We start from the raw sequence: 21366 nt of genomic DNA, 5'->3' as shown, positions 1-21366 counted from the left end.
CTTTTTAAACCAAGCGAAAGAAAGCGCTACAAATCAAATTAACACCAACAAAACCGCAAGCCTTGAAGCAATAACACTTGCTAAAGAAAGCGCACAGGCGCAAATAAACACGAATAAACAAGAAGCTTTAAACAATATCACGCAAGAAAAGCAACAAGCCACAAGCGAGATAACCGAAGCGAAAAAAACCGCATTTAACGAACTTTTAGAAACCCTAAAGCCGAAGTTTAGCGGCTTGTTTGTGGGCGCGTATTATATTCGCAATGTGATCTATATCCAAGGTGGATGGGAGCAGAAAGTTAAGGATTTGAGCGATTACACGCTAGAAAAAAGCAAAAAATACGAAATAGAGGTATTTTTTCAATTTGTGAGCGCGAAAATTGTAGAAAAAGATCCAGTTTTTGGACTGAAAACGAACGAAGGCTTTTTAAAAGAAAGCATTCAAAAATTCACGCATAAGTATGTATCGCAGATTTATTATACAAAGCTTTTAGTGGAGAGCGTGAGCGGTATTTTAAGTTTGTATCATGGCTATTTTTACGGCAATATCAATTATTTCAATGAAACGATTATAACGATTATATCAACAAAGAGGGCTTTAAAAAGGTTATAATTAACTCTCATTGAGAGCGTATGGGTGTGAGAAAAATAAGCCTCAAATCCGTTTAAATCTTGGATCGGTTCTCATTAAACATGAATAGCTAAAACTTTTTGACTAACGCCAAGCTCTTTGCTATTAATTATAAAAAATGTTTTTAGCATTTTAGATTTTATTATCCATATTCGATGAGAGCCAAGCTTTTTTATTTTATAAAAAGGCTGTATCAATCACAATGAAATGTAATCCACTTCTTTGGGTCTTTGATGGTTAGCGATGAGTTGCTTACAGGTCGCAACGCCTTCTGAAGTGCCAACCATTAATAGCTTGGATTCGCTTGCAATGATTGTTTCTCCATCGGGCATGGGGATGTATTTGCCATCTTTTTGAGTGATACCAATCACAAACGCTTTAGCGATCTCTCTAAAATGGGCTTCTTTTAATTTCCTTAACACAAGCCAGCTGGTTTTAGGGACAATCACTTCCTCTAAGTCTAAAAGCGTGTCTTTTTTATTGATAAAACGCTCTAAGATATTTTCCATATCCGGACGCACCGCCATAGCACTCACTCTCTGCGCCATGAGTTTTGTGGGGGAAACCACCATATCAGCCCCTAATTTTTTTAATTTTTCTAAGCCTTCATCGCTATGCGCGCTCGCAATGATGTAGTAAGGTTTGCGTTTTAATTCCTTTTCAAACAAGCGCACGCTCACCATTAACGCCACATTCACCGGTAAAATCTTAGACAACGCCACAACGCCCCTAGCGCTGCTTAAGTGGGTTTTTAGCATGGCTAAATTGGTGTGCGGATCGCCTATGATATAGTAGGGGTATTTGTGCTTAATGGCTTCTTCTTCAAAACTAGGGTCATTATCCACAACCACAAAAGGGATTTGAGCGGAGCGGAACTGCTTGCTCAATTCAATGGTGTATTCGTTGTGGTAACAAATCACGTAATGATCCTTAAGGCGTGCGATTTTATAAATCATACCTTTCTCCTTAATCAATCTGGTAAGCGTGCCTTTATTGACCACGCTAACTAAAATAGCCACGCTAAAGGCAATAATTCCTGCCCCAAAAAACATTAAAATGGAAGTTAAAAAAATACTTATAGGCCCAAACTGGCTTTCATTTAAAGCGCCAAACCCTGTGGCTGTCATGGTGTAAGTCGTTTGGAAGAAAGCTTGCATAAGGCTATAATTTTCTAGGGCGAAGTATCCCAGAGTGCCTAAAAGCACAAGCAATTGGATTAAAATAAGCGGGAGTCTAAAGACCTTAAATTGTTCATAGATTTCAGAATTTAAATTGACTTCTGGCTGATTTTCATCGTCTTTTTTGATTTTAAAAAATTTCAACTTTTCAAACAAAACCAATTCCTAGATCAAAATAAATTCTTTTGAAAGCGTTTGCCTCTAAATCTAATCAAAACGCTAAACCTAATCTAGGCCGTGTTTTAATCTCAAAAAGAAGTTTAGTTTTAAGGGGAGTTTTAAAAAGGTTATCAAAAACATCAAAACCACCCCTACAATCAAAACGGACAGAAATTCTAAAAACTAAGCCCCTTTACGCATGGTTCTTAAAGTGGAAGCAGCCACCTTAATACGTTTAGTCGTGCCATCGTCTAATTGGATCTTAATCGATCGCAAGTTAGGGAGTAAGCGGCGTTTGTTTTTGTTGTTCGCATGACTGACATGATTGCCTACCATAGGCCCTTTAAAAGTTAAAGCGCATCTTTTTGCCATTGTGTATCCTTAAATATTGAAATAAACTTTGCATTATACTTAAAATAGCCTTTAAAAAGACTGATTTTAAGGCTAATTTTTAAATGGTTCGTTTAAGAACTACTTTTTTTGAGGCATAGAACTTTTAAAGCCTTTCATTCTATCAATAGCGTCTCTGTATTTGGCGATATTTTCTTCTGTAAGTTCTGTTACAGCTTTTCTCATGACAACCGCATACATTCTGTTTAAAATCTTATGTATCGCGTCTTCTTTATTCTTTTCCAAATCTTCATGGATAATGCTGTTTGAAGAATTAAGCCCTCCAGAATTACTATGTTTGTAAGTATAAGTCATTGCCTGAAAAGTTCCCACTTCCACAGCAAAATTATGAACTACACGATTGCTTTCTGGCTCATAAAAATTGAACCATACAGAGCCTGAGCTTTGATCCACTAGCGTGTCTAAATTAGGATTATTGGGATCTTTTAAATTCATTTTCAAATCTTCTAAGATCCCTACCCACCCTTTCAAATCCAAAACGGAAAAAATCTTTCTCTTATCTTGCGCGTTCAAAGCTTTTTCATCTTGAAAACGCAACACTTGATAGCCTCTTTTTTCAAAAATAGTTTGGATTTGATTGACTAAAGCGTCTTGAAACTTATCAATATAGGGTTTTAGATTATCGCTCACTTGAATGCGTGGCATTAAAATACCTACAACATGATGGTTTTGTGGGGCTTGAACAATATGTATCGGATAATTAAAATCTAGCGGCGTAACATATTCAGAGCTTGTTTGTATTCTTTCATGAGTTTGAACTTGATTTTTGGCGTCATTTGGTGTTTTTGTCTCAGCGCTTGGATTCATCGCACAACCGATTAACACGCTTGAAAGCCCTAAAGCCACTAACATTTTAGAATAAATTCTAACTTTTTTAAAAATAAGCGAACGCTCCATAAAAGATTCCTAAAAATTAAAATAAACCCCAATCATACCTTATCCATGCTATTTTTAAGTAAATCAATTTGCGCTACAATTTTCTTTTTTCTAAATTTCAAGCATGCATGGCGATTTTAGGGGATTTTATGCTCTATTCTTTACTATATGGCTATTTTAATATCAATCTTTTCCAATACTTGACTTTTAGAGCAGGGTTAGGGTTTTTCATAGCCTTTTTCCTCACGCTTTTTTTAATGCCTAAATTCATTCTATGGGCCAAGGCTAAAAAGGCTAACCAGCCCATTTCTAGCTTCGTGCCAAGCCACCAGAATAAAAAGGATACCCCTACGATGGGGGGGATTGTGTTTGTTTTTGCAACCATTGTTGCGAGCGTGTTGTGCGCGTCTTTGGGCAATCTTTATGTGTTGTTAGGGATAATCGTGTTAGTGGGTTTTAGTTTTGTGGGTTTTAGAGACGATTACACTAAAATCAACCAACAAAGCAATGCCGGGATGAGCGCGAAAATGAAATTTGGCATGCTGTTTGTCCTTTCGCTTGTGGTGTCTGTTTTATTGAGCCTTAAAGGGTTAGACACTTTTTTATACGCGCCTTTTTTGAAAAACCCTTTGTTTGAAATGCCCACGATGTTAGCGGTTGGTTTTTGGGTGTTGGTTTTTTTATCTACGAGCAATGCGGTGAATTTAACCGATGGGTTAGACGGCTTAGCGAGCGTGCCTAGCATTTTCACCCTTTTAAGCCTTTCTATCTTTGTGTATGTGGCAGGGAATGCGGAATTTTCTAAATACTTGCTCTATCCTAAAGTCATAGATGTGGGGGAATTGTTTGTTGTCTCGCTGGCGTTAGTGGGATCGCTCTTTGGCTTTTTGTGGTATAACTGCAACCCAGCAAGCGTGTTTATGGGCGATAGCGGGAGTTTGGCTTTAGGAGGGTTTATCGCTTATAACGCTATTGTTTCGCATAATGAAATCTTACTCGTTTTAATGGGATCTATTTTTGTAATAGAAACTCTGTCTGTGATCTTGCAAGTAGGGAGTTATAAAACCCGTAAAAAACGCCTTTTTTTAATGGCGCCCATCCATCATCATTTTGAGCAAAAGGGTTGGGCAGAAAATAAGGTGATCGTGCGTTTTTGGATCATTTCTATGCTGAGTAATTTAGTCGCTCTTTTAAGCTTGAAGGTGCGTTAAATGAAAATCTCTTTATTGGGGCATGGCAAAACCACTCTAGCCTTAGGGCGTTTTTTTAGAAAAAACCATAACGAAGTCAAATTTTTTGATGATAAATTCTCTTCATTTCATAAGGATAGAGAGGGTTTTCTTTGCTACCCTAGTAAGGATTTCAACCCTAATGATTCCCAACTAGAGATAGTTAGCCCTGGCATTAGTTTCACGCACCCTTTAGTGATAAAAGCCAAGCATTTAGTGAGCGAATACGATTATATTGATAGCTTGTTTGATTCTGTTTTTACGCCTACGATGATAAGTATTAGCGGCACTAATGGTAAAACCACCACGACAGAAATGCTCACCATGCTTTTAGAAGATTTTAAGGCTGTGAGTGGGGGGAATATCGGCACGCCCTTGATTGAATTGTTTGAAAAGCAATCGCCCTTGTGGGTGTTAGAAACAAGCTCCTTTTCTTTGCATTACACCAATAAGGCTTACCCTTTAATCTACTTGCTCATCAATGTGGAAGCTGATCATTTGACTTGGCATTGCAATTTTGAAAATTATTTGAACGCTAAACTCAAGGTTTTAACATTGATGCCTAAAACTTCGCTCGCTATCCTCCCTTTAAAATTCAAAGAACACCCCATTATTCAAAACTCGCAAGCGCAAAAAATCTTTTTTGATCACAGCGAAGAGATTTTAAAACATTTAGAAATCCCTTCTAACGCCCTTTTTTTTAAGGGAGCGTTTTTATTAGACGCGGCTTTAGCCCTTTTAGTTTATGAGCAATTTTTAAAAATGAAGAATTTAAAATGGCAAGATTATAGAGAAAACGCCCTTAAAAGACTGAACGCTTTTAAAATCGGCTCGCATAAAATGGAGGAATTTAGGGATAAAGAAGGGCGTTTGTGGGTAGATGACAGCAAGGCCACGAACATTGATGCCACCTTACAAGCCCTAAAAACCTTTAAAAACCAAAAAATCCATTTGATTTTAGGGGGCGATATTAAAGGGGTCAATTTAACCCCCCTTTTTGAAGAGTTTAAAAACTATAAAATAAGCCTTTATGCCATAGGATCAAGCGCTTCTATCATCCAAGCTTTAGCGTTAGAATTTAATGTTTCTTGTCGGGTTTGTTTGGAGTTAGAAAAAGCGGTTCAAGAAATTAAAAGCGTTTTATCGCAAAATGAAATCGCTTTGCTTTCGCCTAGTGCAGCCAGTTTGGATCAATTTTCTTCGTATAAAGAAAGGGGTGAAAAATTTAAAGCGTTTGTTTTAAAAGATTAAAGCGCATGTGCTACAACATCTAATTGTGAAATTTTTTGAAAAATCTCGTTCCGTTCTGCTTCGTTTGAAACTTCCATAGAAACATTAAAGCTATAAAATTTAGCGTTTTTAGAAGTGTTTTTGAATTCCAATTTAAAGGGGCGTTGGTAGGTTTCTAAAAGTTCTTTTAACATGCTTGTATCGTTAGTGGTCATAATCACCCTATAATCCCAAAAGCAAGGGTAAATAATGGTGGGTTTTTTTGAATCAGACGGCATTGAACAGCTCCTTAAACAATTTAGGAATGGCAATAGGGCTGTATGTAGAGCGATTGACAAAGCCAAACTTGATTTCTGAAGCAAAGACTTTAAAAGGCTTCATAGGCTCTAAAGAAGCGTTTTGGATACAATAAATTTCTTGAAAAAGCACCACAAAAACCTTTCTTAATTCTTTAATTTGCGTTCTTATCTCTAAGACTTGTCCTAAACTCGCAGGGGTGAAAAAATCCGCTTTGATAGAGCGGATGACAAACACGCCTTCTTCATTTTCGGGCAAGACATTTTGTTTAAAAAAAAACTCGCTCCTAGCCCTTTCGCAATATTTCAAATAATTCGCATGATAGACCACGCCTTCAGAGTCGGTATCTTCGTAATATACCCTACAGCGCATTAATTCCCCTTACTTAAATAATGAAATTTTCTTAAAATTATACAATATGTAACTTAACTATAGTATAATCTAGGGGCGTTGCTCTATATTTTTTAGGTATTTTTAAAGTGGGTTTTTTCTTAAATCTTAAGATCTCTAAAGATTTCAAAAAATTAATACAGCAATAGTTGGACGATTAAGGACATAGCTCTTTAATTTTAATCATTCACAAGGAGTTTGGTAGTTAAGATATGGGTAATCATTTTTCTAAATTAGGATTTGTTTTAGCGGCTTTAGGGAGCGCGATAGGTTTAGGGCATATTTGGCGCTTTCCTTACATGACTGGGGTGAGCGGTGGGGGTGCTTTTGTTTTATTGTTTTTATTTTTATCCTTAAGCGTTGGCGCGGCGATGTTTATCGCTGAAATGCTATTAGGACAAAGCACGCAAAAAAATGTAATAGAAGCCTTTAAAGAGCTTGACCTTAACCCCAAAAAACGCTGGAAATACGCAGGGCTTTTGCTTATTTCTGGGCCTTTAATACTGACTTTTTATGGCACTATTTTAGGTTGGGTGCTTTATTATTTGGTGAGTGTTAGTTTTAATTTGCCTAACAATATCCAAGAATCTGAACAAATTTTTACTCAAACTTTGCAGTCTATAAGGTTACAATCCATTGGGCTTTTTAGCGTTTTATTCATAACCGGATGGATTGTTTCTAGGGGGATTAAAGAAGGGATTGAAAAACTCAATCTAGTCTTAATGCCCTTACTCTTTGCCACTTTTTTTGGTTTGCTTTTCTATGCGATGAGCATGGATTCTTTTTCTAAAGCTTTCCATTTCATGTTTGATTTCAAGCCAAAAGATTTGACTTCTCAAGTGTTCACTTATTCCTTGGGTCAGGTTTTCTTTTCTTTGAGCATCGGTTTAGGGATCAATATCACTTACGCTGCGGTTACGGATAAAACGCAGAATTTGCTTAAAAGCACTATTTGGGTGGTTTTATCAGGGATTTTAATTTCTCTTGTGGCAGGGCTTATGATTTTCACTTTTGTGTTTGAATATGGGGCGAATGTCTCACAAGGCACAGGGTTAATTTTCACTTCTTTACCGGTGGTTTTTGGCCAAATGGGAGCGATAGGCGTTCTTGTTTCGATTCTTTTCTTGCTCGCGCTCGCTTTTGCTGGCATCACTTCTACGGTGGCTTTATTAGAGCCAAGCGTGATGTATCTTACCGAGAGGTATCAATACTCTCGTTTTAAGGTTACTTGGGGTCTTGTAGCGCTAATTTTTATCGTAGGCGTGGTGTTGATTTTCTCGCTCCATAAGGATTATAAAGATTACCTCACTTTCTTTGAAAAAAGTCTTTTTGATTGGTTGGATTTTGCATCAAGCACCATTATCATGCCTTTAGGCGGGATGGCAACCTTTATTTTTATGGGCTGGGTTTTGAAAAAAGAAAAATTGCGTCTTTTAAGCACGCACTTTTTAGGCCCTAAATTGTTTGCAACTTGGTATTTCTTGCTTAAATACATCACCCCTTTAATTGTGTTTTCTATTTGGTTGAGCAAGATTTATTAAAATATTTGGCATGGGAAAATTTTCTAAATTAGGCTTTATTTTAGCCACTTTGGGTAGCTCTATCGGTTTAGGGCATATTTGGCGCTTTCCTTATATGGTAGGCCATAATGGGGGGAGTGCGTTTGTGCTTTTATATCTGGTGCTAACCTTGAGTTTAGGCATTGCTATGCTTTTAGTAGAAATGCTGATTGGGAATTTAGGTAAAAAAGATGTTGTTTCTAATTATCAAATCTTAGATCCTAAAAGGAAAAGATATTACCCTTTCACTTCTTTTTTTATTTTAGGCGGTCCTCTCATTCTATCCTTTTATGCGGTGGTGTTAGGCTGGGTGCTTTACTATCTTTTTGTAGTAACTTTTGATTTGCCTAAAGATTTAGAGCAAGCCAAAATGCAATTTAGCATGCTCCAAAATGGAAGTTTGATCTGGCCTGTTATTGGCTTTAGCGCATGCTTATTGCCGACGATATGGTTTGTTTCTAGGGGGATTGAAGAGGGGATTGAAAAATTAAATGTCGTGCTGATGCCCTTATTATTTGTGATTTTCATAGGGCTTTTAATCTATGCGATGACTTTAGAAAGCATGCCTAAAGCTTTGCACTTTTTGTTTAATTTTGAGATTCAAAAGATTGATTTTAAGGTTGTTATGGACGCTTTAGGGCAGATGTTTTTTTCTTTGAGTTTGGGGGTAGGCACGATTATTACTTATTCAGCTTTTACGCCCAAAAAAGAAAATCTATTCAAAAGCTCTCTATTTATTGTTTTACCGGGTATTTTAATCTCTCTCATTGCCGGTGTGATGATTTTCACCTTTGTGTTTGAATACCATGCAGATGTGTCTCAAGGGCCAGGGCTTGTTTTTATTTCCTTGCCTTTGACTTTCGCTAAAATGGGAATAAGCGGGCAGATCGTTTCGCTTTTTTTCTTTATGGCGCTTGTTTTTGCTGGGATCACTTCTACGGTTTCTTTGATAGAGCCTTTAGCGCTTTATCTCATCAATCGTTTTAATTTCTCGCGCCTTCAAGCGTCGCTATGGATAGGGATTGTTGTGTATGTTTTGGGCGTTTTAGTCATTCTTTCTATGAATGAACGATACGCTAAGTTTTTGAGTTTTGCTCATAAGAGCGTGTTTGGGTGGCTGGATTTCATCACTTCTTCATTTTTAATGCCTTTGGGAGGCTTGTTTTCAGTCTTGTTTGTAGGATGGATTTTAAATAAAAAGCGCTCTTTTTTAGCCACGAAGCATTTCTTTAATATAAACGCCTTTAAAGCGTGGCATTTTAGCGTTCGTTTTATCGCGCCTATAGTGATTTTAGCGATTTTCATCTTGCAATTTAAGTGAAATAAGGATGCTTGATGAAAAGCATTTTGCTCTTTATGATTTTTGTAGTTTGTCAGTTAGAAAGCAAAAAAATTTCACAAGATAATTTTAAGGTGGATTATAACTACTATTTGCGCAAACAGGATTTGCACATCATTAAAACGCAAAACGATTTGTCCAATGCCTGGTATCTCCCTCCACAAAAAGCCCCCAAAGAACATTCTTGGGTGGATTTTGCTAAAAAATATTTAAACATGATGGATTATCTAGGCACTTATTTTCTGCCTTTTTATCATAGTTTCACCCCCATTTTTCAATGGTACCACCCCAATATCAACTCCTACCAACGCAATGAGTTTAAGTTCCAAATTAGTTTTAGAGTGCCTGTATTTAGGCATATTCTTTGGACTAAAGGCACGCTTTATTTGGCTTATACCCAAACTAACTGGTTTCAAATTTACAATGACCCCCAATCCGCCCCCATGCGAATGATGAATTTCATGCCTGAACTCATTTATGTTTATCCTATCAATTTTAAACCTTTTGGGGGTAAAATAGGGAATTTTTCTGAGATTTGGATAGGTTGGCAACACATTTCTAATGGCGTGGGGGGTGCACAATGTTATCAGCCTTTTAAAGAAGGCAATCCTGAAAACCAGTTTCCAGGAGGGCCTGTAATCGTTAAAGATTATAACGGGCAAAAAGACGTGCGCTGGGGGGGGTGTCGCTCGGTGAGCGCGGGGCAACGCCCTGTGTTTCGTTTGGTGTGGGAAAAGGGAGGCCTAAAAATCATGGTCGCTTATTGGCCCTATGTCCCTTATGATCAATCCAACCCTAATTTGATTGATTACATGGGGTATGGTAACGCTAAAATTGATTACAGGAGAGGGCGCCATCATTTTGAATTGCAACTTTATGATATTTTCACGCAATACTGGCGTTATGATCGCTGGCATGGGGCTTTCCGCTTAGGCTATACCTATCGCATTAACCCTTTTGTAGGGATTTATGCGCAATGGTTTAATGGCTATGGCGATGGCTTGTATGAATACGATGTTTTTTCCAATCGTATAGGGGTAGGAATACGCTTAAACCCTTAAAAAAGCGTTCTTTTATGCTATAATAAGACTAAAAATTCAAGGGGATTATTCAATTATGAAAATCAGTGTTAGTAAAAACGATTTAGAAAACACTTTGCGCTACTTGCAAGCTTTTTTGGATAAAAAGGACGCTTCTTCTATCGCTTCACACATCCATTTAGAAGTCATTAAAGAAAAGCTTTTTTTGAAAGCGAGCGATTCCGATATTGGGCTAAAAAGCTATATTTCTACGCAATCTACCGATAAAGAGGGCGTTGGCACGATCAATGGGAAGAAGTTTTTAGACATTATTTCATGTTTAAAAGACTCTAATATTGTTTTAGAAACTAAAGATGATAGCTTGGTGATCAAACAAAATAAAAGCTCTTTCAAACTCCCCATGTTTGACGCTGATGAGTTCCCTGAATTCCCTGTTATAGATCCCAAAGTGAGTTTGGAAGTCAATGCCCCCTTTTTAATAGATGCGTTTAAAAAGATCGCTCCTGTGATTGAGCAAACTAGCCATAAAAGGGAATTAGCCGGTATTTTAATGCAATTTGATCAAAAACATCAAACCCTTTCAGTAGTAGGCACGGATACCAAACGACTTTCTTACACGCAGTTAGAAAAAATCTCTATCCATTCCACTGAAGAAGACATCTCTTGTATTTTACCTAAAAGGGCTTTATTAGAAATCCTTAAGCTTTTTTATGAAAATTTCAGTTTTAAAAGCGATGGCATGTTAGCGGTGGTTGAAAACGAAACGCACACTTTTTTCACCAAGCTCATTGATGGGAATTACCCTGACTATCAAAAAATCCTCCCTAAAGAATACACTTCTTCTTTCACTTTAGGCAAGGAAGAATTTAAAGAGAGCATTAAGTTATGCAGTTCTTTAAGCTCCACCATTAAACTCACTTTAGAAAAAAACAACGCTTTGTTTGAATCTTTGGATTCTGAGCATAGCGAAACGGCTAGAACCTCTGTTGAGATTGAAAAAGGTTTGGATATTGAAAAAGCCTTTCATTTGGGCGTGAACGCTAAATTTTTCCTTGAAGCCTTAAACGCTTTAGGGACAACGCAATTTGTTTTAAAATGCAATGAACCTTCTTCGCCTTTTTTGATCCAAGAGTCTCTTGATGAAAAGCAAAGCCACTTGAGCGCTAAAATTTCTACTTTGATGATGCCAATCACATTATAAAGGCTTGATTGAATGCAAAATTACCAGAGCCATAGTATTAAGGTTTTAAAAGGCTTAGAGGGGGTTAGGAAACGCCCTGGAATGTATATTGGCGATACCAATGTGGGTGGGTTGCACCACATGGTGTATGAAGTCGTAGATAACGCTGTAGATGAGAGCATGGCGGGTTTTTGCGATACAATTAATATCACTTTGACTGAGGAGGGGTCATGCATTGTAGAAGATAACGGGCGAGGCATTCCTGTAGATATTCACCCCACGGAAAAAATCCCCGCTTGCACCGTGGTTTTAACGATTTTGCATGCGGGGGGTAAGTTTGATAATGATACTTATAAAGTTTCAGGCGGTTTGCATGGCGTGGGCGTTTCGGTTGTGAACGCTTTGAGCAAACGCTTGATTATGACCATTAAAAAAGAGGGTCAAATCTACCGCCAAGAGTTTGAAAAGGGTATCCCCATTAGCGAGCTTGAAATCATTGGCAAAACCAAAAGCGCTAAGGAAAGCGGCACGACTATTGAATTTTTCCCTGATGAAAGCGTGATGGAAGTCGTTGAATTTCAAGCGGGTATTTTGCAAAAGCGCTTCAAAGAAATGGCGTATCTTAACGACGGCTTAAAAATTTCCTTCAAAGAAGAAAAAACCCAACTGCAAGAGACTTATTTCTATGAAGACGGCTTGAAACAATTCGTTAAAGACAGCGCTAAAAAAGAATTACTCACCCCCATTATTTCATTTAAAAGCATGGATGAAGAAACGCGCACTTCTATAGAAGTCGCTTTGGCGTATGCTGATGATTACAATGAAAACACTTTAAGCTTTGTGAATAACATTAAAACTTCTGAGGGCGGCACGCATGAGGCAGGCTTTAAAATGGGCTTGTCTAAGGCGATTTTACAATACATTGACAATAACATTAAAACCAAAGAGTCGCGCCCCATCTCTGAAGACATTAAAGAGGGGTTGATCGCTGTTGTGAGCTTGAAAATGAGTGAGCCGTTATTTGAAGGGCAGACTAAATCCAAACTCGGTAGCTCGTATGCGCGCGCGTTGGTTTCAAAATTAGTCTATGACAAAATCCATCAATTTTTAGAAGAAAACCCTAACGAAGCCAAAATCATTGCCAATAAAGCCCTACTAGCTGCAAAGGCTAGAGAAGCCAGTAAGAAAGCCAGAGAGCTTACAAGGAAAAAAGATAATTTGAGTGTCGGCACTTTGCCTGGAAAATTAGCCGATTGCCAGAGCAAAGACCCTTTAGAGAGTGAAATCTTTTTAGTGGAGGGCGATAGCGCAGGCGGGAGCGCTAAACAAGGGCGCGATAGGGTTTTTCAAGCGATTTTGCCCTTAAAAGGTAAGATTTTAAATGTGGAAAAAAGCCATTTGTCAAAAATCCTAAAATCAGAAGAAATTAAAAACATGATCACGGCTTTTGGGTGCGGCATTCAAGAGAGTTTTGATATAGAAAGATTGCGCTATCATAAAATCATTATCATGACCGATGCTGATGTGGATGGGAGCCATATCCAAACCTTGCTGATGACTTTTTTCTATCGTTATTTACGCCCGCTGATTGAACAAGGGCATGTTTATATCGCTCAAGCCCCTCTTTATAAATACAAGAAAGGCAAAACAGAAATTTATCTTAAAGACGGCGTCGCTTTGGATCATTTTTTAATTGAGCATGGCATCAATTCGGTGGATATTGAAGGGATTGGCAAGAACGATTTGATGAATTTGTTAAAAGTGGCGCGCCATTACCGCTACGCGCTTTTGGAATTAGAAAAACGCTACAATTTGCTAGAAATTTTACGCTTTCTCATTGAAACTAAGGACGCCTTAAGCCTTGATATGAAAGTTTTAGAAAAAAGCATTTTAGAAAAATTAGAGGGCTTGAATTATCAGATCTTACGCTCTTTTGCTACTGAAGAAAGCTTGCATTTGCACACGCAAACCCCTAAAGGCTTGGTGGAATTTAATTTAGATGACAATCTCTTTAAAGAAGTGTTGTTTGAAGAAGCGCATTACACTTACCAAAAGCTTATGGAGTATAATTTAGATTTCTTAGAAAATAAGGATATTTTGGCGTTTTTAGAAGAAGTGGAAAACCACGCTAAAAAGGGAGCGAATATCCAGCGCTATAAGGGACTGGGCGAGATGAACCCTAATGATTTATGGGAAACGACCATGCATAAAGAAAACCGCAGCTTAATCAAACTCAAAATTGAAGATTTAGAAAAAACCGATGCAGTCTTTTCGCTTTGCATGGGCGATGAAGTAGAGCCTAGAAGAGCCTTTATCCAAGCGCATGCTAAAGATGTGAAACAGCTAGATGTGTAAGGGGTTTTGATTAGAACCCCTAAACATTTAACCAAGCAAGAGAGCGTGAATTTAGGGGCTTACTACACGCCCCCTTATTTAGTGGATTGTGCTTACTTGCTTTTAAAAAAGCATGTTGGTATTGAAGACTACACGCTTTTAGACACCGCATGTGGCAATAAAGAGTTTTTAAAACTCCAACACCCTAAAAAAATAGGAGCGGATATTGACCCCAAGTGTGGTGCTTTAATGATAAATGCTCTAGCCAATCCTAAAAGAGAAAATTATGGCGTTAGCCAAGATGAGCCTTTAATCATCGTGGGCAATCCCCCCTATAACGATAGAACTTCTTTTGCCAAACAAAAATTAAAAGATAAAAACTTTCATTTTGAGATAGACAACGATTTGAAATCCCGAGATTTAGGGATAAGTTTTTTAAAATCTTTTGCAATTTTAAAGCCGGCGTTTATTTGCGTGCTACACCCTTTATCTTATCTCATCAAAGAAGCTAATTTTAAGCAATTAAAGCTATTTAAGGATCATTACAGGCTTTTAGACGCTTTGGTTGTTTCTTCTAAATCTTTCACTAAAAGTAACGAATTTCCTATTGTGATAGCTTTATATGAGCGAGGGCGAATGGACTATGCAGAGATTAGGCGTTTTGTTTTTCCAACTGATTGCGATACGACGCTATGCTTAAACGATTTTGACTATATAGCCAACTATGTGGATAAATACCCTAACGCTAAAAAGGTTGGGGCATGCGTGGGCTATTTTTTCCCCATGCGAGACATCAACGCTCTCAAACGCAACAAAACTTTTTTAAACGCGCCAAGCGCTAATGCGGTGTATATCAGTCAAGATAAATTGATTTATTACCAATATATCCATCATTTTAAGGAAATCGCCCCTAAAATCCCTTATTATTTTGGTAATTTGGATATTATTATTGATCATTTTGCTTTTTTAGAAATTAAAGACGCTTTTTTAAAAGATAAACGAGCGCGTTTAGAATATTTTAAAAAATTGTTTCAAGGACACCCTTGTGAATTTGATTAAGATTGATAATAATAAAAAAGTAATTGGGGTTTCTGTTCCTTTAACTTCAATTTCAGGCAAAGTGCGTGTGAAAATCAGACATGCCTTTAGCGATTATGGTATTTCAACAGCGACTAGAAAAATCCCTTTTAGCTTAAAACATTATGTAGAGTGGCAAATCGGTTATGATGTCCCCATTAAAGATAAAGAAAAATTTGAGCTCACTATTTTAAAAGATGAAAAATATCATTTTTTAGGGGCTAATAATAAAGTAAAAACTCTTTATGAATTGAGCGAAATAATTGATTACGCTAAGCAATTAAATTTAATCAGTTTAGAAAATTTAGAAAATACTTTAAAATATTTAGAAAAACAAAAACAATTTATAGAAGATAATTTCACGATTACAAGAGAAAGATTTAGATCGCATCAATTTGGTGGCATGGATTTTGAACTTTCACGCATTTCTTATCCTTTACTCATTCATTCTTTTAATGATAATCAATTGAGTGAAATCGTTATTAGAGAGCAACAATATGGCTCTAAAACCCATGCTGTATTTTTGCTTTTCTATTTTGGAGTTAAAAACCGCTACCCCCTTATTAAATAGAACCGCTACACTCAAAGAACATGCTTTTTTAACTATCCATAAAACCAACGCTCTTATGTTTTTAGAAATGCTTAAAATTTTTGGACTTTTAAGTCAAGTGCACCATAACGATGTGTTAAAGATTTTAGAAAAAATACTTCAAAATTAACTGATAATACGGATTGATTAGAAAGGGAATGAATATCCAACGCTATAAAGGTCTAGGTGGGATAAAACCATCTATGAGAAACCACCATGCATCAATAAAACGCACTTCATAAAGCTATAAAAACAAGGTTAGGCTTTAAACTTGTATCGTTTTTCTTTAATGGCTTATGTTATACTAATAAAATACAGATTCAATTGAAGGCATTAAACGACTGCATGGTATTTTTTCATAAGAAAATTATTTTAAATTTTATCTATTTTTTAATGGTTGCTTTTTTATTCCATTTATCCTATGGGGTTCTTTTAAAAGCCGATGAAATGGCTAAAAAGCAAACTTTATTGGTGGGTGAAAGGCTTGTGTGGGATAAGCTCACGCTGTTAGGGTTTTTAGAAAAAAACCATATCCCTCAAAAACTCTACTACAATTTGAGTTCTCAGGATAAAGAATTGAGTGCTGAAATCCAAAGCAATGTTACCTATTACACTTTAAGAGATGCTAACAACACGCTCATTCAAGCCCTTATCCCTATAAGCCAGGATTTGCAAATCCATATTTATAAAAAAGGGGAGGATTATTTTTTAGACTTTATCCCTATTATCTTCACTCGTAAAGAAAAAACTTTGCTTCTTTCTTTACAAACTTCGCCCTATCAAGATATTGTCAAAGCCACCAATGACCCCCTTTTAGCCAACCAATTGATGAACGCGTATAAAAAAAGCGTGCCTTTTAAACGCCTAGCAAAAAACGATAAAATCGCTATCGTTTATACAAGAGATTATCGTGTGGGGCAAGCGTTTGGCCAACCAACCATTAAAATAGCCATGATTAGCTCTCGTTTGCACCAATACTATCTCTTTTCCCATTCAAACGGGCGTTATTACGATTCAAAAGCGCAAGAAGTGGCAGGGTTTTTATTAGAAACACCGGTGAAATACACCCGCATTTCTTCGCCTTTTTCGTATGGGAGGTTCCATCCTGTCTTAAAAGTCAAACGGCCTCATTACGGCGTGGATTATGCGGCTAAACATGGCAGTTTGATCCATTCTGCTTCAGATGGTCGTGTGGGTTTTATAGGGGTTAAGGTGGGGTATGGGAATGTGGTTGAAATCCATTTGAATGAATTGCGCTTGGTGTATGCTCACATGAGTGCGTTTGCTAAGGGGTTGAAAAAAGGATCATTCGTTAAAAAAGGGCAAATCATAGGAAGAGTGGGGAGCACCGGTTTAAGCACCGGGCCGCATTTACATTTTGGCGTGTATAAAAACTCCCGCCCGATTAATCCTTTAGGCTATATCCGCACCGCTAAAAGCAAATTACACGGCAAGCAAAGAGAGGTTTTTTTAGAAAAAGCTCAGCATTCTAAGCAAAAATTAGAAGAACTTTTGAAAACCCATTCTTTTGAAAAAAATTCATTTTATCTTTTAGAGGGTTTTTAATGTCTTATTTTAAGAATGCTTTCAATCAAAAATCTTTAATAGATGATTCCAGTGTGTATTTAGAGCCTTGTTCTAGCTCTAATTTCATAGAATTAAAACGCATGCATTATAATGAAGAGAATACTAAGAAAACATGGGATATTATTAAGTCTTTAGACAGCGTGGCGGTTTTACTCTATGAAAAAGAATCCGATTGCTTTGTGATTGTGAAACAATTCCGCCCAGCCATTTATGCGCGCCATTTTCATTTTAAGCGCGATCAAGATCAAACTATTGATGGATACACTTATGAATTGTGCGCGGGGCTTGTGGATAAAGCTAATAAGAGTTTAGAAGAAATCGTTTGCGAAGAAGCGCTAGAAGAATGCGGTTATCAAATTAGCCCTAAAAATTTAGAAACAATAGGCCAATTTTATAGCGCGACCGGGTTGAGCGGGAGTTTGCAAACGCTCTATTACGCTGAAGTGCATAAGAATTTGAAAGTTTCAAAGGGTGGGGGGATTGATACAGAAAAGATTGAAGTGCTGTTTTTAGAGCGATCAAAAGCTCTTGATTTTATAATGGATTTTCAATACGCTAAAACCACCGGATTGTCTTTAGCCATTTTATGGCATTTAAAAAAGTTTAAAAACGTTTAAAAGGAATTTTATGTTAAGGCTTTTGATAGGACTTCTTCTAATGAGTTTTATAAGCTTGCAATCAGCCTCTTGGCAAGAACCCTTAAGAGTGAGTATAGAATTTGTGGATTTGCCTAAAAAAATCATTCGTTTTCCGGCTCATGATTTGCAAGTGGGGGAGTTTGGTTTTGTCGTTACTAAACTTTCAGATTATGAAATCGTTAATTCTGAAGTGGTCATTATTGCCGTTGAAAATGGAGTCGCAACGGCTAAATTCAGAGCGTTTGAGTCTATGAAACAAAGGCATTTACCCACTCCAAGAATGGTCGCTAGAAAGGGCGATTTAGTCTATTTTAGGCAATTCAACAACCAAGCGTTTTTAATCGCTCCTAATGATGAACTCTATGAGCAAATCAGAGCAACTAATACTGATATTAATTTTATTAGTTCTGATTTGTTGGTTACTTTTTTGAACGGGTTTGACCCAAAAATCGCTAATTTAAGAAAAGCGTGCAATGTTTATAGCGTGGGGGTGATTTATATTGTAACCACGAACACGCTCAATATTTTAAGCTGTGAGAGTTTTGAAATTTTAGAAAAAAGAGAGCTGGATACAAGCGGCGTTACTAAAACTTCCACGCCGTTTTTTTCTAGGGTTGAGGGCATTGATGCAGGCACGCTAGGGAAACTTTTTTCAGGCAGTCAATCTAAAAATTACTTCGCTTACTATGACGCTTTAGTGAAAAAAGAAAAACGCAAAGAAGTGAGGATTAAAAAGAGGGAAGGAAAGATTGATTCTAGAGAAATTAAACGAGAAATCAAGCAAGAGGCCATTAAAGAGCCTAAAAAAGCCAATCAAGGCACAGAAAACGCTCCTACTTTAGAAGAGAAAAACTACCAAAAAGCAGAGCGCAAACTTGATACTAAAGAAGAAAGGCGCTATTTAAGAGATGAAAGGAAAAAAGCCAAAGCCACCAAAAAGGCTATGGGATTTGAAGAAAGAGAAAAAGAGCATGATGAAAGAGACGAAAAAGAGACTGAAGGAAGAAGAAAAGCTTTAGAAATGGATAAAAGCGATAAAAAAGAAGAAAGAGTCAAACCCAAAGAAAATGAGCAAGAAATCAAGCAAGAAGCCATTAAAGAGCCAAGTAATGGAAATAACGCCACCCAACAAGGCGAAAACAAAAATGCTCCTAAAGAGAACAAGGCTCAAAAAGAAGAGAAAAAACCAAATTCTAAAGAAGAAAAACGCCGCTTGAAAGAAGAAAAGAAAAAAGCCAAAGCCGAACAAAGAGCGAGAGAATTTGAACAAAGAGCGAGAGAGCATCAAGAAAGAGATGAAAAAGAGCTTGAAGAGCGAAGAAAGGTGCTAGAAGCGGGTAAAAAATAACATGTTAGACCAACAACACATTAAATATTTTAAAAACCTAGTAGGGGGAGAGGATTTTTTCACTGATTTAGCGCATTTGAACGCTTATTGCTATGACGCTACCAAAGAAAGGCATTTGCCTAGCGGCGTGATTTTTCCTAAAAACGAGCGAGAAATCAGCCAGATTTTAAAATATTGCAACGAGCATCGCATCATCGTTGTGCCTAGGGGGGCTGGGAGCGGTTTTACAGGGGGGGCGTTGAGCGTGAGTGGGGGGCTAGTTTTAAGCGTAGAAAAGCATTTGGATAAGATTTTAGAGATTGACACTAAAAATTTGATCGCTAGAGTAGAACCGGGCGTGATTAACAAGCATTTCCAAAACGAAGTGGAAAAATTGGATTTATTCTACCCCCCAGATCCAGCGAGTGAGAGTCAAAGCACTTTGGGGGGGAATGTCGCTGAAAATGCCGGTGGCATGCGCGCGGCTAAATACGGCATCACTAAAGATTATGTCATGGCTTTAAGGGTGGTTTTAGCGAATGGTGAAATCATAAGGGCAGGCAAAAAAACGATCAAAGATGTCGCCGGCTTTAATATTGCAGGGCTGATGATCGCTAGTGAGGGGTGTTTGGGCGTGATTTCTGAAATCACTTTAAAGCTTTTAGCCAAACCGCCCCTAAAACAAAGCGCAATGGGGGTTTTTAACCATATTGAAGACGCCATGAATGCTGTTTATAAGACAATGAGTAGTGGCGTTACGCCTGTAGCGATGGAATTTTTGGATAATTTGAGCATCAAAGCGGTTGAAGAGAGATTTTCTAAAGGCTTACCCAAAGACGCTGGAGCGATACTCATCACTCAAGTGGATGGTGTGGTTAAAGAGCAGATTGCATGGCAACTCAATGAGATAGAAAAGCATTTTAAAGCCAATGGTTGCGTGGGTTTTAAGATTGCTCAAAACGAACAAGAAGAGCAGGATTTATGGTTTTCAAGGCGTAACGCTTCCCAAAGCATTAGCGTTTATGGCAAAAAGAAATTGAATGAAGATGTAACCGTTCCTAGGGCAAGTTTGCCGAGTTTGTTGCAAGAAGTCGCCAAAATCAGCCAAAAATACGGCTTTAAAATCCCTTGCTTTGGGCATACGGGCGATGGCAATGTGCATGTGAATATCATGCTAGAAGATCCTAAAAGGGATTTAGAAAAAGGCCATAAGGCTATGGAAGAGATTTTTCAGGCCGCTATTAGTTTGGAGGGGACTTTAAGCGGGGAGCATGGTATAGGCTTGTCTAAAGCCAAATTCATGCCTTTAGCGTTTAATCATAGTGAAATGGAGCTTTTTAGGAATATTAAAAAAGCCCTTGATCCTAATAATATTTTAAACCCTTTTAAAATGGGGTTGTAAGATTTAAAGCAAGGAAAACGCATGAAAATCGGTGTTTATGGGGCGAGCGGTCGTATAGGGAAACTGCTCTTAGAAGAATTAAAAGGGGGGTATAAGGGATTAGTGCTGTCTAGCGTGTTTGTCAGGCAAAAATGCGAAACGGATTTCAGCTCTTTTTCGCACGCCCCTTTAGTAACCAACGATTTAAAAGCGTTTGTGAGGGCATGCGAATGCGTGATTGATTTTTCTTTACCTAAAGGCCTGGATCATTTGCTAGAGGCTCTTTTAGAATGCCCTAAAATTTTAGTTTCTGGCACAACCGGTTTAGAAAAAGAAACGCTAGAAAAAATGCAACAATTAGCCTTAAAAGCGCCGCTTTTGCACGCGCACAACATGTCTATAGGGATCATGATGCTCAACCAATTAGCCTTTTTAACTTCTTTGAAATTAAAAGATGCGGATATTGAAATTATAGAAACGCACCACAATCTCAAAAAAGACGCCCCGAGCGGTACGGCGTTGAGTTTGTATGAAACTTGCGCTAAGGCTAGGGGGTATGATGAAAAAAGCGCCCTCATCACTCACAGAGAAGGTTTGCGCTCTAAAGAAAGCATTGGTATAGCCGCTGTAAGGGGGGGCGATGTCGCTGGGAAGCACACGATAGGGTTTTATTTAGAGGGCGAATACATAGAGCTTAGCCATACGGCGACTAACCGCTCTATTTTTGCTAAAGGGGCTTTAGAAGTGGCCCTGTGGCTTAAAGATAAAGCCGCTAAAAAATATGAAATTAGCGAAATGTTTGGTTGAATGCTTGGGCTTTTTTGTATAGATGATCACGCTTCTATAATGAAATCACCGCCCTTTATTAGCTTTATTAAAGGGTTTTTACTGCTATAAGGCTTGCATTAAAAGGG

Annotated in this window: 19 protein-coding genes and 1 pseudogene; 15 read left to right on the top strand and 5 right to left on the bottom strand. The window is 37.7% G+C overall.

The features are described from left to right. Positions 1–613 (top strand): DUF1542 domain-containing protein (locus I6852_RS06585; protein ID WP_231626150.1); only part of this gene is annotated, 613 nt, incomplete at its 5' end. Positions 614–828: 215 nt separating this feature from the next. Here I6852_RS06585 and I6852_RS06580 read toward each other — a convergent pair. The 3 genes from I6852_RS06580 to I6852_RS06570 all read right to left on the bottom strand — a co-directional run bounded on the left by I6852_RS06580 (position 829) and on the right by I6852_RS06570 (position 3276). Continuing rightward, positions 829–1965, bottom strand: coding sequence for a potassium channel family protein (locus I6852_RS06580; protein ID WP_000462009.1), 1137 nt, complete (start codon positions 1963–1965; stop codon positions 829–831). 186 nt (positions 1966–2151) lie between these two features. After that, a complete protein-coding gene (gene rpmB, locus I6852_RS06575; RefSeq protein WP_001119000.1) occupies positions 2152–2340 on the bottom strand; it encodes a 50S ribosomal protein L28 in 189 nt (62 codons plus the stop codon). A gap of 99 nt (positions 2341–2439) precedes the next feature. After that, on the bottom strand, positions 2440–3276 hold the full coding sequence (locus I6852_RS06570) for an HpaA family protein (protein WP_197291851.1): 837 nt from the start codon (positions 3274–3276) through the stop codon (positions 2440–2442). Between the two features lie 128 nt (positions 3277–3404). On the opposite strand from I6852_RS06570, the gene mraY reads away from it, so the two are divergent. Further along, entirely contained in the window at positions 3405–4466 is a 1062-nt protein-coding gene (gene mraY, locus I6852_RS06565) for a phospho-N-acetylmuramoyl-pentapeptide-transferase (RefSeq protein ID WP_120958523.1), read from the top strand. Beyond that, the gene (gene murD / locus I6852_RS06560) at positions 4467–5735 is read left to right on the top strand and encodes a UDP-N-acetylmuramoyl-L-alanine--D-glutamate ligase (RefSeq protein ID WP_197291850.1); all 1269 of its coding nucleotides are present in this window, start codon (positions 4467–4469) and stop codon (positions 5733–5735) included. On the opposite strand, the gene I6852_RS06555 is transcribed toward murD, so the two are convergent. Both I6852_RS06555 and ybgC read right to left on the bottom strand, forming a co-directional pair. Next, positions 5732–5992, bottom strand: a complete 261-nt coding sequence (locus tag I6852_RS06555; RefSeq protein ID WP_197291849.1) for an HP0495 family protein — start codon at positions 5990–5992, stop codon at positions 5732–5734. The genes murD and I6852_RS06555 overlap by 4 nt on opposite strands. Beyond that, positions 5982–6383 carry an acyl-CoA thioesterase YbgC gene (ybgC, locus tag I6852_RS06550; protein ID WP_001203796.1) on the bottom strand — a complete coding sequence of 134 codons (402 nt, stop codon included), beginning with the start codon at positions 6381–6383 and terminating at the stop codon, positions 5982–5984. The genes I6852_RS06555 and ybgC overlap by 11 nt, the downstream gene beginning before the upstream one ends. Before the next feature lie 230 nt (positions 6384–6613). Between ybgC and I6852_RS06545 the strand changes: the two genes are divergently transcribed. From I6852_RS06545 to dapB, 12 genes and pseudogenes are all read left to right on the top strand, one after another. Beyond that, a complete protein-coding gene (locus I6852_RS06545) occupies positions 6614–7942 on the top strand; it encodes a sodium-dependent transporter (protein WP_077654791.1) in 1329 nt (442 codons plus the stop codon). A gap of 10 nt (positions 7943–7952) precedes the next feature. Beyond that, positions 7953–9281, top strand: a complete 1329-nt coding sequence (locus tag I6852_RS06540) for a sodium-dependent transporter (RefSeq protein ID WP_197291848.1) — start codon at positions 7953–7955, stop codon at positions 9279–9281. A gap of 14 nt (positions 9282–9295) precedes the next feature. Then, positions 9296–10360: a phospholipase A gene (locus tag I6852_RS06535; RefSeq protein WP_197291847.1), complete on the top strand. Its 1065-nt coding sequence runs from the start codon at positions 9296–9298 to the stop codon at positions 10358–10360. A gap of 55 nt (positions 10361–10415) precedes the next feature. Further along, positions 10416–11540: a DNA polymerase III subunit beta gene (dnaN, locus tag I6852_RS06530; protein ID WP_197291846.1), complete on the top strand. Its 1125-nt coding sequence runs from the start codon at positions 10416–10418 to the stop codon at positions 11538–11540. A 12-nt stretch (positions 11541–11552) separates the two neighbouring features. Beyond that, complete coding sequence (gene gyrB, locus I6852_RS06525; protein WP_197291845.1) at positions 11553–13874, top strand: DNA topoisomerase (ATP-hydrolyzing) subunit B; 2322 nt, start codon at positions 11553–11555, stop codon at positions 13872–13874. A 45-nt stretch (positions 13875–13919) separates the two neighbouring features. Then, positions 13920–14912, top strand: coding sequence for an adenine methyltransferase (locus I6852_RS06520; RefSeq protein WP_197291852.1), 993 nt, complete (start codon positions 13920–13922; stop codon positions 14910–14912). A gap of 421 nt (positions 14913–15333) precedes the next feature. Further along, positions 15334–15649, top strand: a pseudogene (locus I6852_RS08040) (R.Pab1 family restriction endonuclease). A 215-nt stretch (positions 15650–15864) separates the two neighbouring features. Continuing rightward, positions 15865–17085: a peptidoglycan DD-metalloendopeptidase Csd3 gene (csd3, locus tag I6852_RS06510; RefSeq protein WP_197291844.1), complete on the top strand. Its 1221-nt coding sequence runs from the start codon at positions 15865–15867 to the stop codon at positions 17083–17085. After that, complete coding sequence (locus I6852_RS06505) at positions 17085–17723, top strand: NUDIX hydrolase (protein WP_197291843.1); 639 nt, start codon at positions 17085–17087, stop codon at positions 17721–17723. Before csd3 ends, I6852_RS06505 begins: the two co-directional genes overlap by 1 nt. A 10-nt stretch (positions 17724–17733) precedes the next feature. Further along, positions 17734–19092, top strand: a complete 1359-nt coding sequence (gene pgbA, locus I6852_RS06500; RefSeq protein ID WP_197291842.1) for a plasminogen-binding protein PgbA — start codon at positions 17734–17736, stop codon at positions 19090–19092. 1 nt (position 19093) lies between these two features. Then, positions 19094–20473 carry a glycolate oxidase subunit GlcD gene (gene glcD, locus I6852_RS06495; RefSeq protein WP_197291841.1) on the top strand — a complete coding sequence of 460 codons (1380 nt, stop codon included), beginning with the start codon at positions 19094–19096 and terminating at the stop codon, positions 20471–20473. A 21-nt stretch (positions 20474–20494) separates the two neighbouring features. Then, positions 20495–21259, top strand: coding sequence for a 4-hydroxy-tetrahydrodipicolinate reductase (dapB, locus tag I6852_RS06490; RefSeq protein WP_197291840.1), 765 nt, complete (start codon positions 20495–20497; stop codon positions 21257–21259). Positions 21260–21366 lie beyond the last annotated feature (107 nt).

This window comes from Helicobacter pylori (assembly GCF_015904775.1).
GTDB lineage: Bacteria > Campylobacterota > Campylobacteria > Campylobacterales > Helicobacteraceae > Helicobacter > Helicobacter pylori_DM.
This window is presented reverse-complemented; position numbering and strand designations above follow the sequence as displayed.

What these genes read in the sequence shown, in the direction of transcription:
- rpmB (WP_001119000.1), bottom strand. Translation starts at nt 2,340, where the DNA reads ATGGCAAAAAGATGCGCTTTAACTTTTAAAGGGCCTATGGTAGGCAAT.
- dapB (WP_197291840.1), top strand. Translation starts at nt 20,495, where the DNA reads ATGAAAATCGGTGTTTATGGGGCGAGCGGTCGTATAGGGAAACTGCTC.
- dnaN (WP_197291846.1), top strand. Translation starts at nt 10,416, where the DNA reads ATGAAAATCAGTGTTAGTAAAAACGATTTAGAAAACACTTTGCGCTAC.
- gyrB (WP_197291845.1), top strand. Translation starts at nt 11,553, where the DNA reads ATGCAAAATTACCAGAGCCATAGTATTAAGGTTTTAAAAGGCTTAGAG.
- I6852_RS06555 (WP_197291849.1), bottom strand. Translation starts at nt 5,992, where the DNA reads ATGCCGTCTGATTCAAAAAAACCCACCATTATTTACCCTTGCTTTTGG.
- pgbA (WP_197291842.1), top strand. Translation starts at nt 17,734, where the DNA reads ATGTTAAGGCTTTTGATAGGACTTCTTCTAATGAGTTTTATAAGCTTG.
- I6852_RS06505 (WP_197291843.1), top strand. Translation starts at nt 17,085, where the DNA reads ATGTCTTATTTTAAGAATGCTTTCAATCAAAAATCTTTAATAGATGAT.
- murD (WP_197291850.1), top strand. Translation starts at nt 4,467, where the DNA reads ATGAAAATCTCTTTATTGGGGCATGGCAAAACCACTCTAGCCTTAGGG.
- I6852_RS06545 (WP_077654791.1), top strand. Translation starts at nt 6,614, where the DNA reads ATGGGTAATCATTTTTCTAAATTAGGATTTGTTTTAGCGGCTTTAGGG.
- glcD (WP_197291841.1), top strand. Translation starts at nt 19,094, where the DNA reads ATGTTAGACCAACAACACATTAAATATTTTAAAAACCTAGTAGGGGGA.
- csd3 (WP_197291844.1), top strand. Translation starts at nt 15,865, where the DNA reads ATGGTATTTTTTCATAAGAAAATTATTTTAAATTTTATCTATTTTTTA.
- I6852_RS06540 (WP_197291848.1), top strand. Translation starts at nt 7,953, where the DNA reads ATGGGAAAATTTTCTAAATTAGGCTTTATTTTAGCCACTTTGGGTAGC.
- I6852_RS06535 (WP_197291847.1), top strand. Translation starts at nt 9,296, where the DNA reads ATGAAAAGCATTTTGCTCTTTATGATTTTTGTAGTTTGTCAGTTAGAA.
- I6852_RS06570 (WP_197291851.1), bottom strand. Translation starts at nt 3,276, where the DNA reads ATGGAGCGTTCGCTTATTTTTAAAAAAGTTAGAATTTATTCTAAAATG.
- ybgC (WP_001203796.1), bottom strand. Translation starts at nt 6,383, where the DNA reads ATGCGCTGTAGGGTATATTACGAAGATACCGACTCTGAAGGCGTGGTC.
- mraY (WP_120958523.1), top strand. Translation starts at nt 3,405, where the DNA reads ATGCTCTATTCTTTACTATATGGCTATTTTAATATCAATCTTTTCCAA.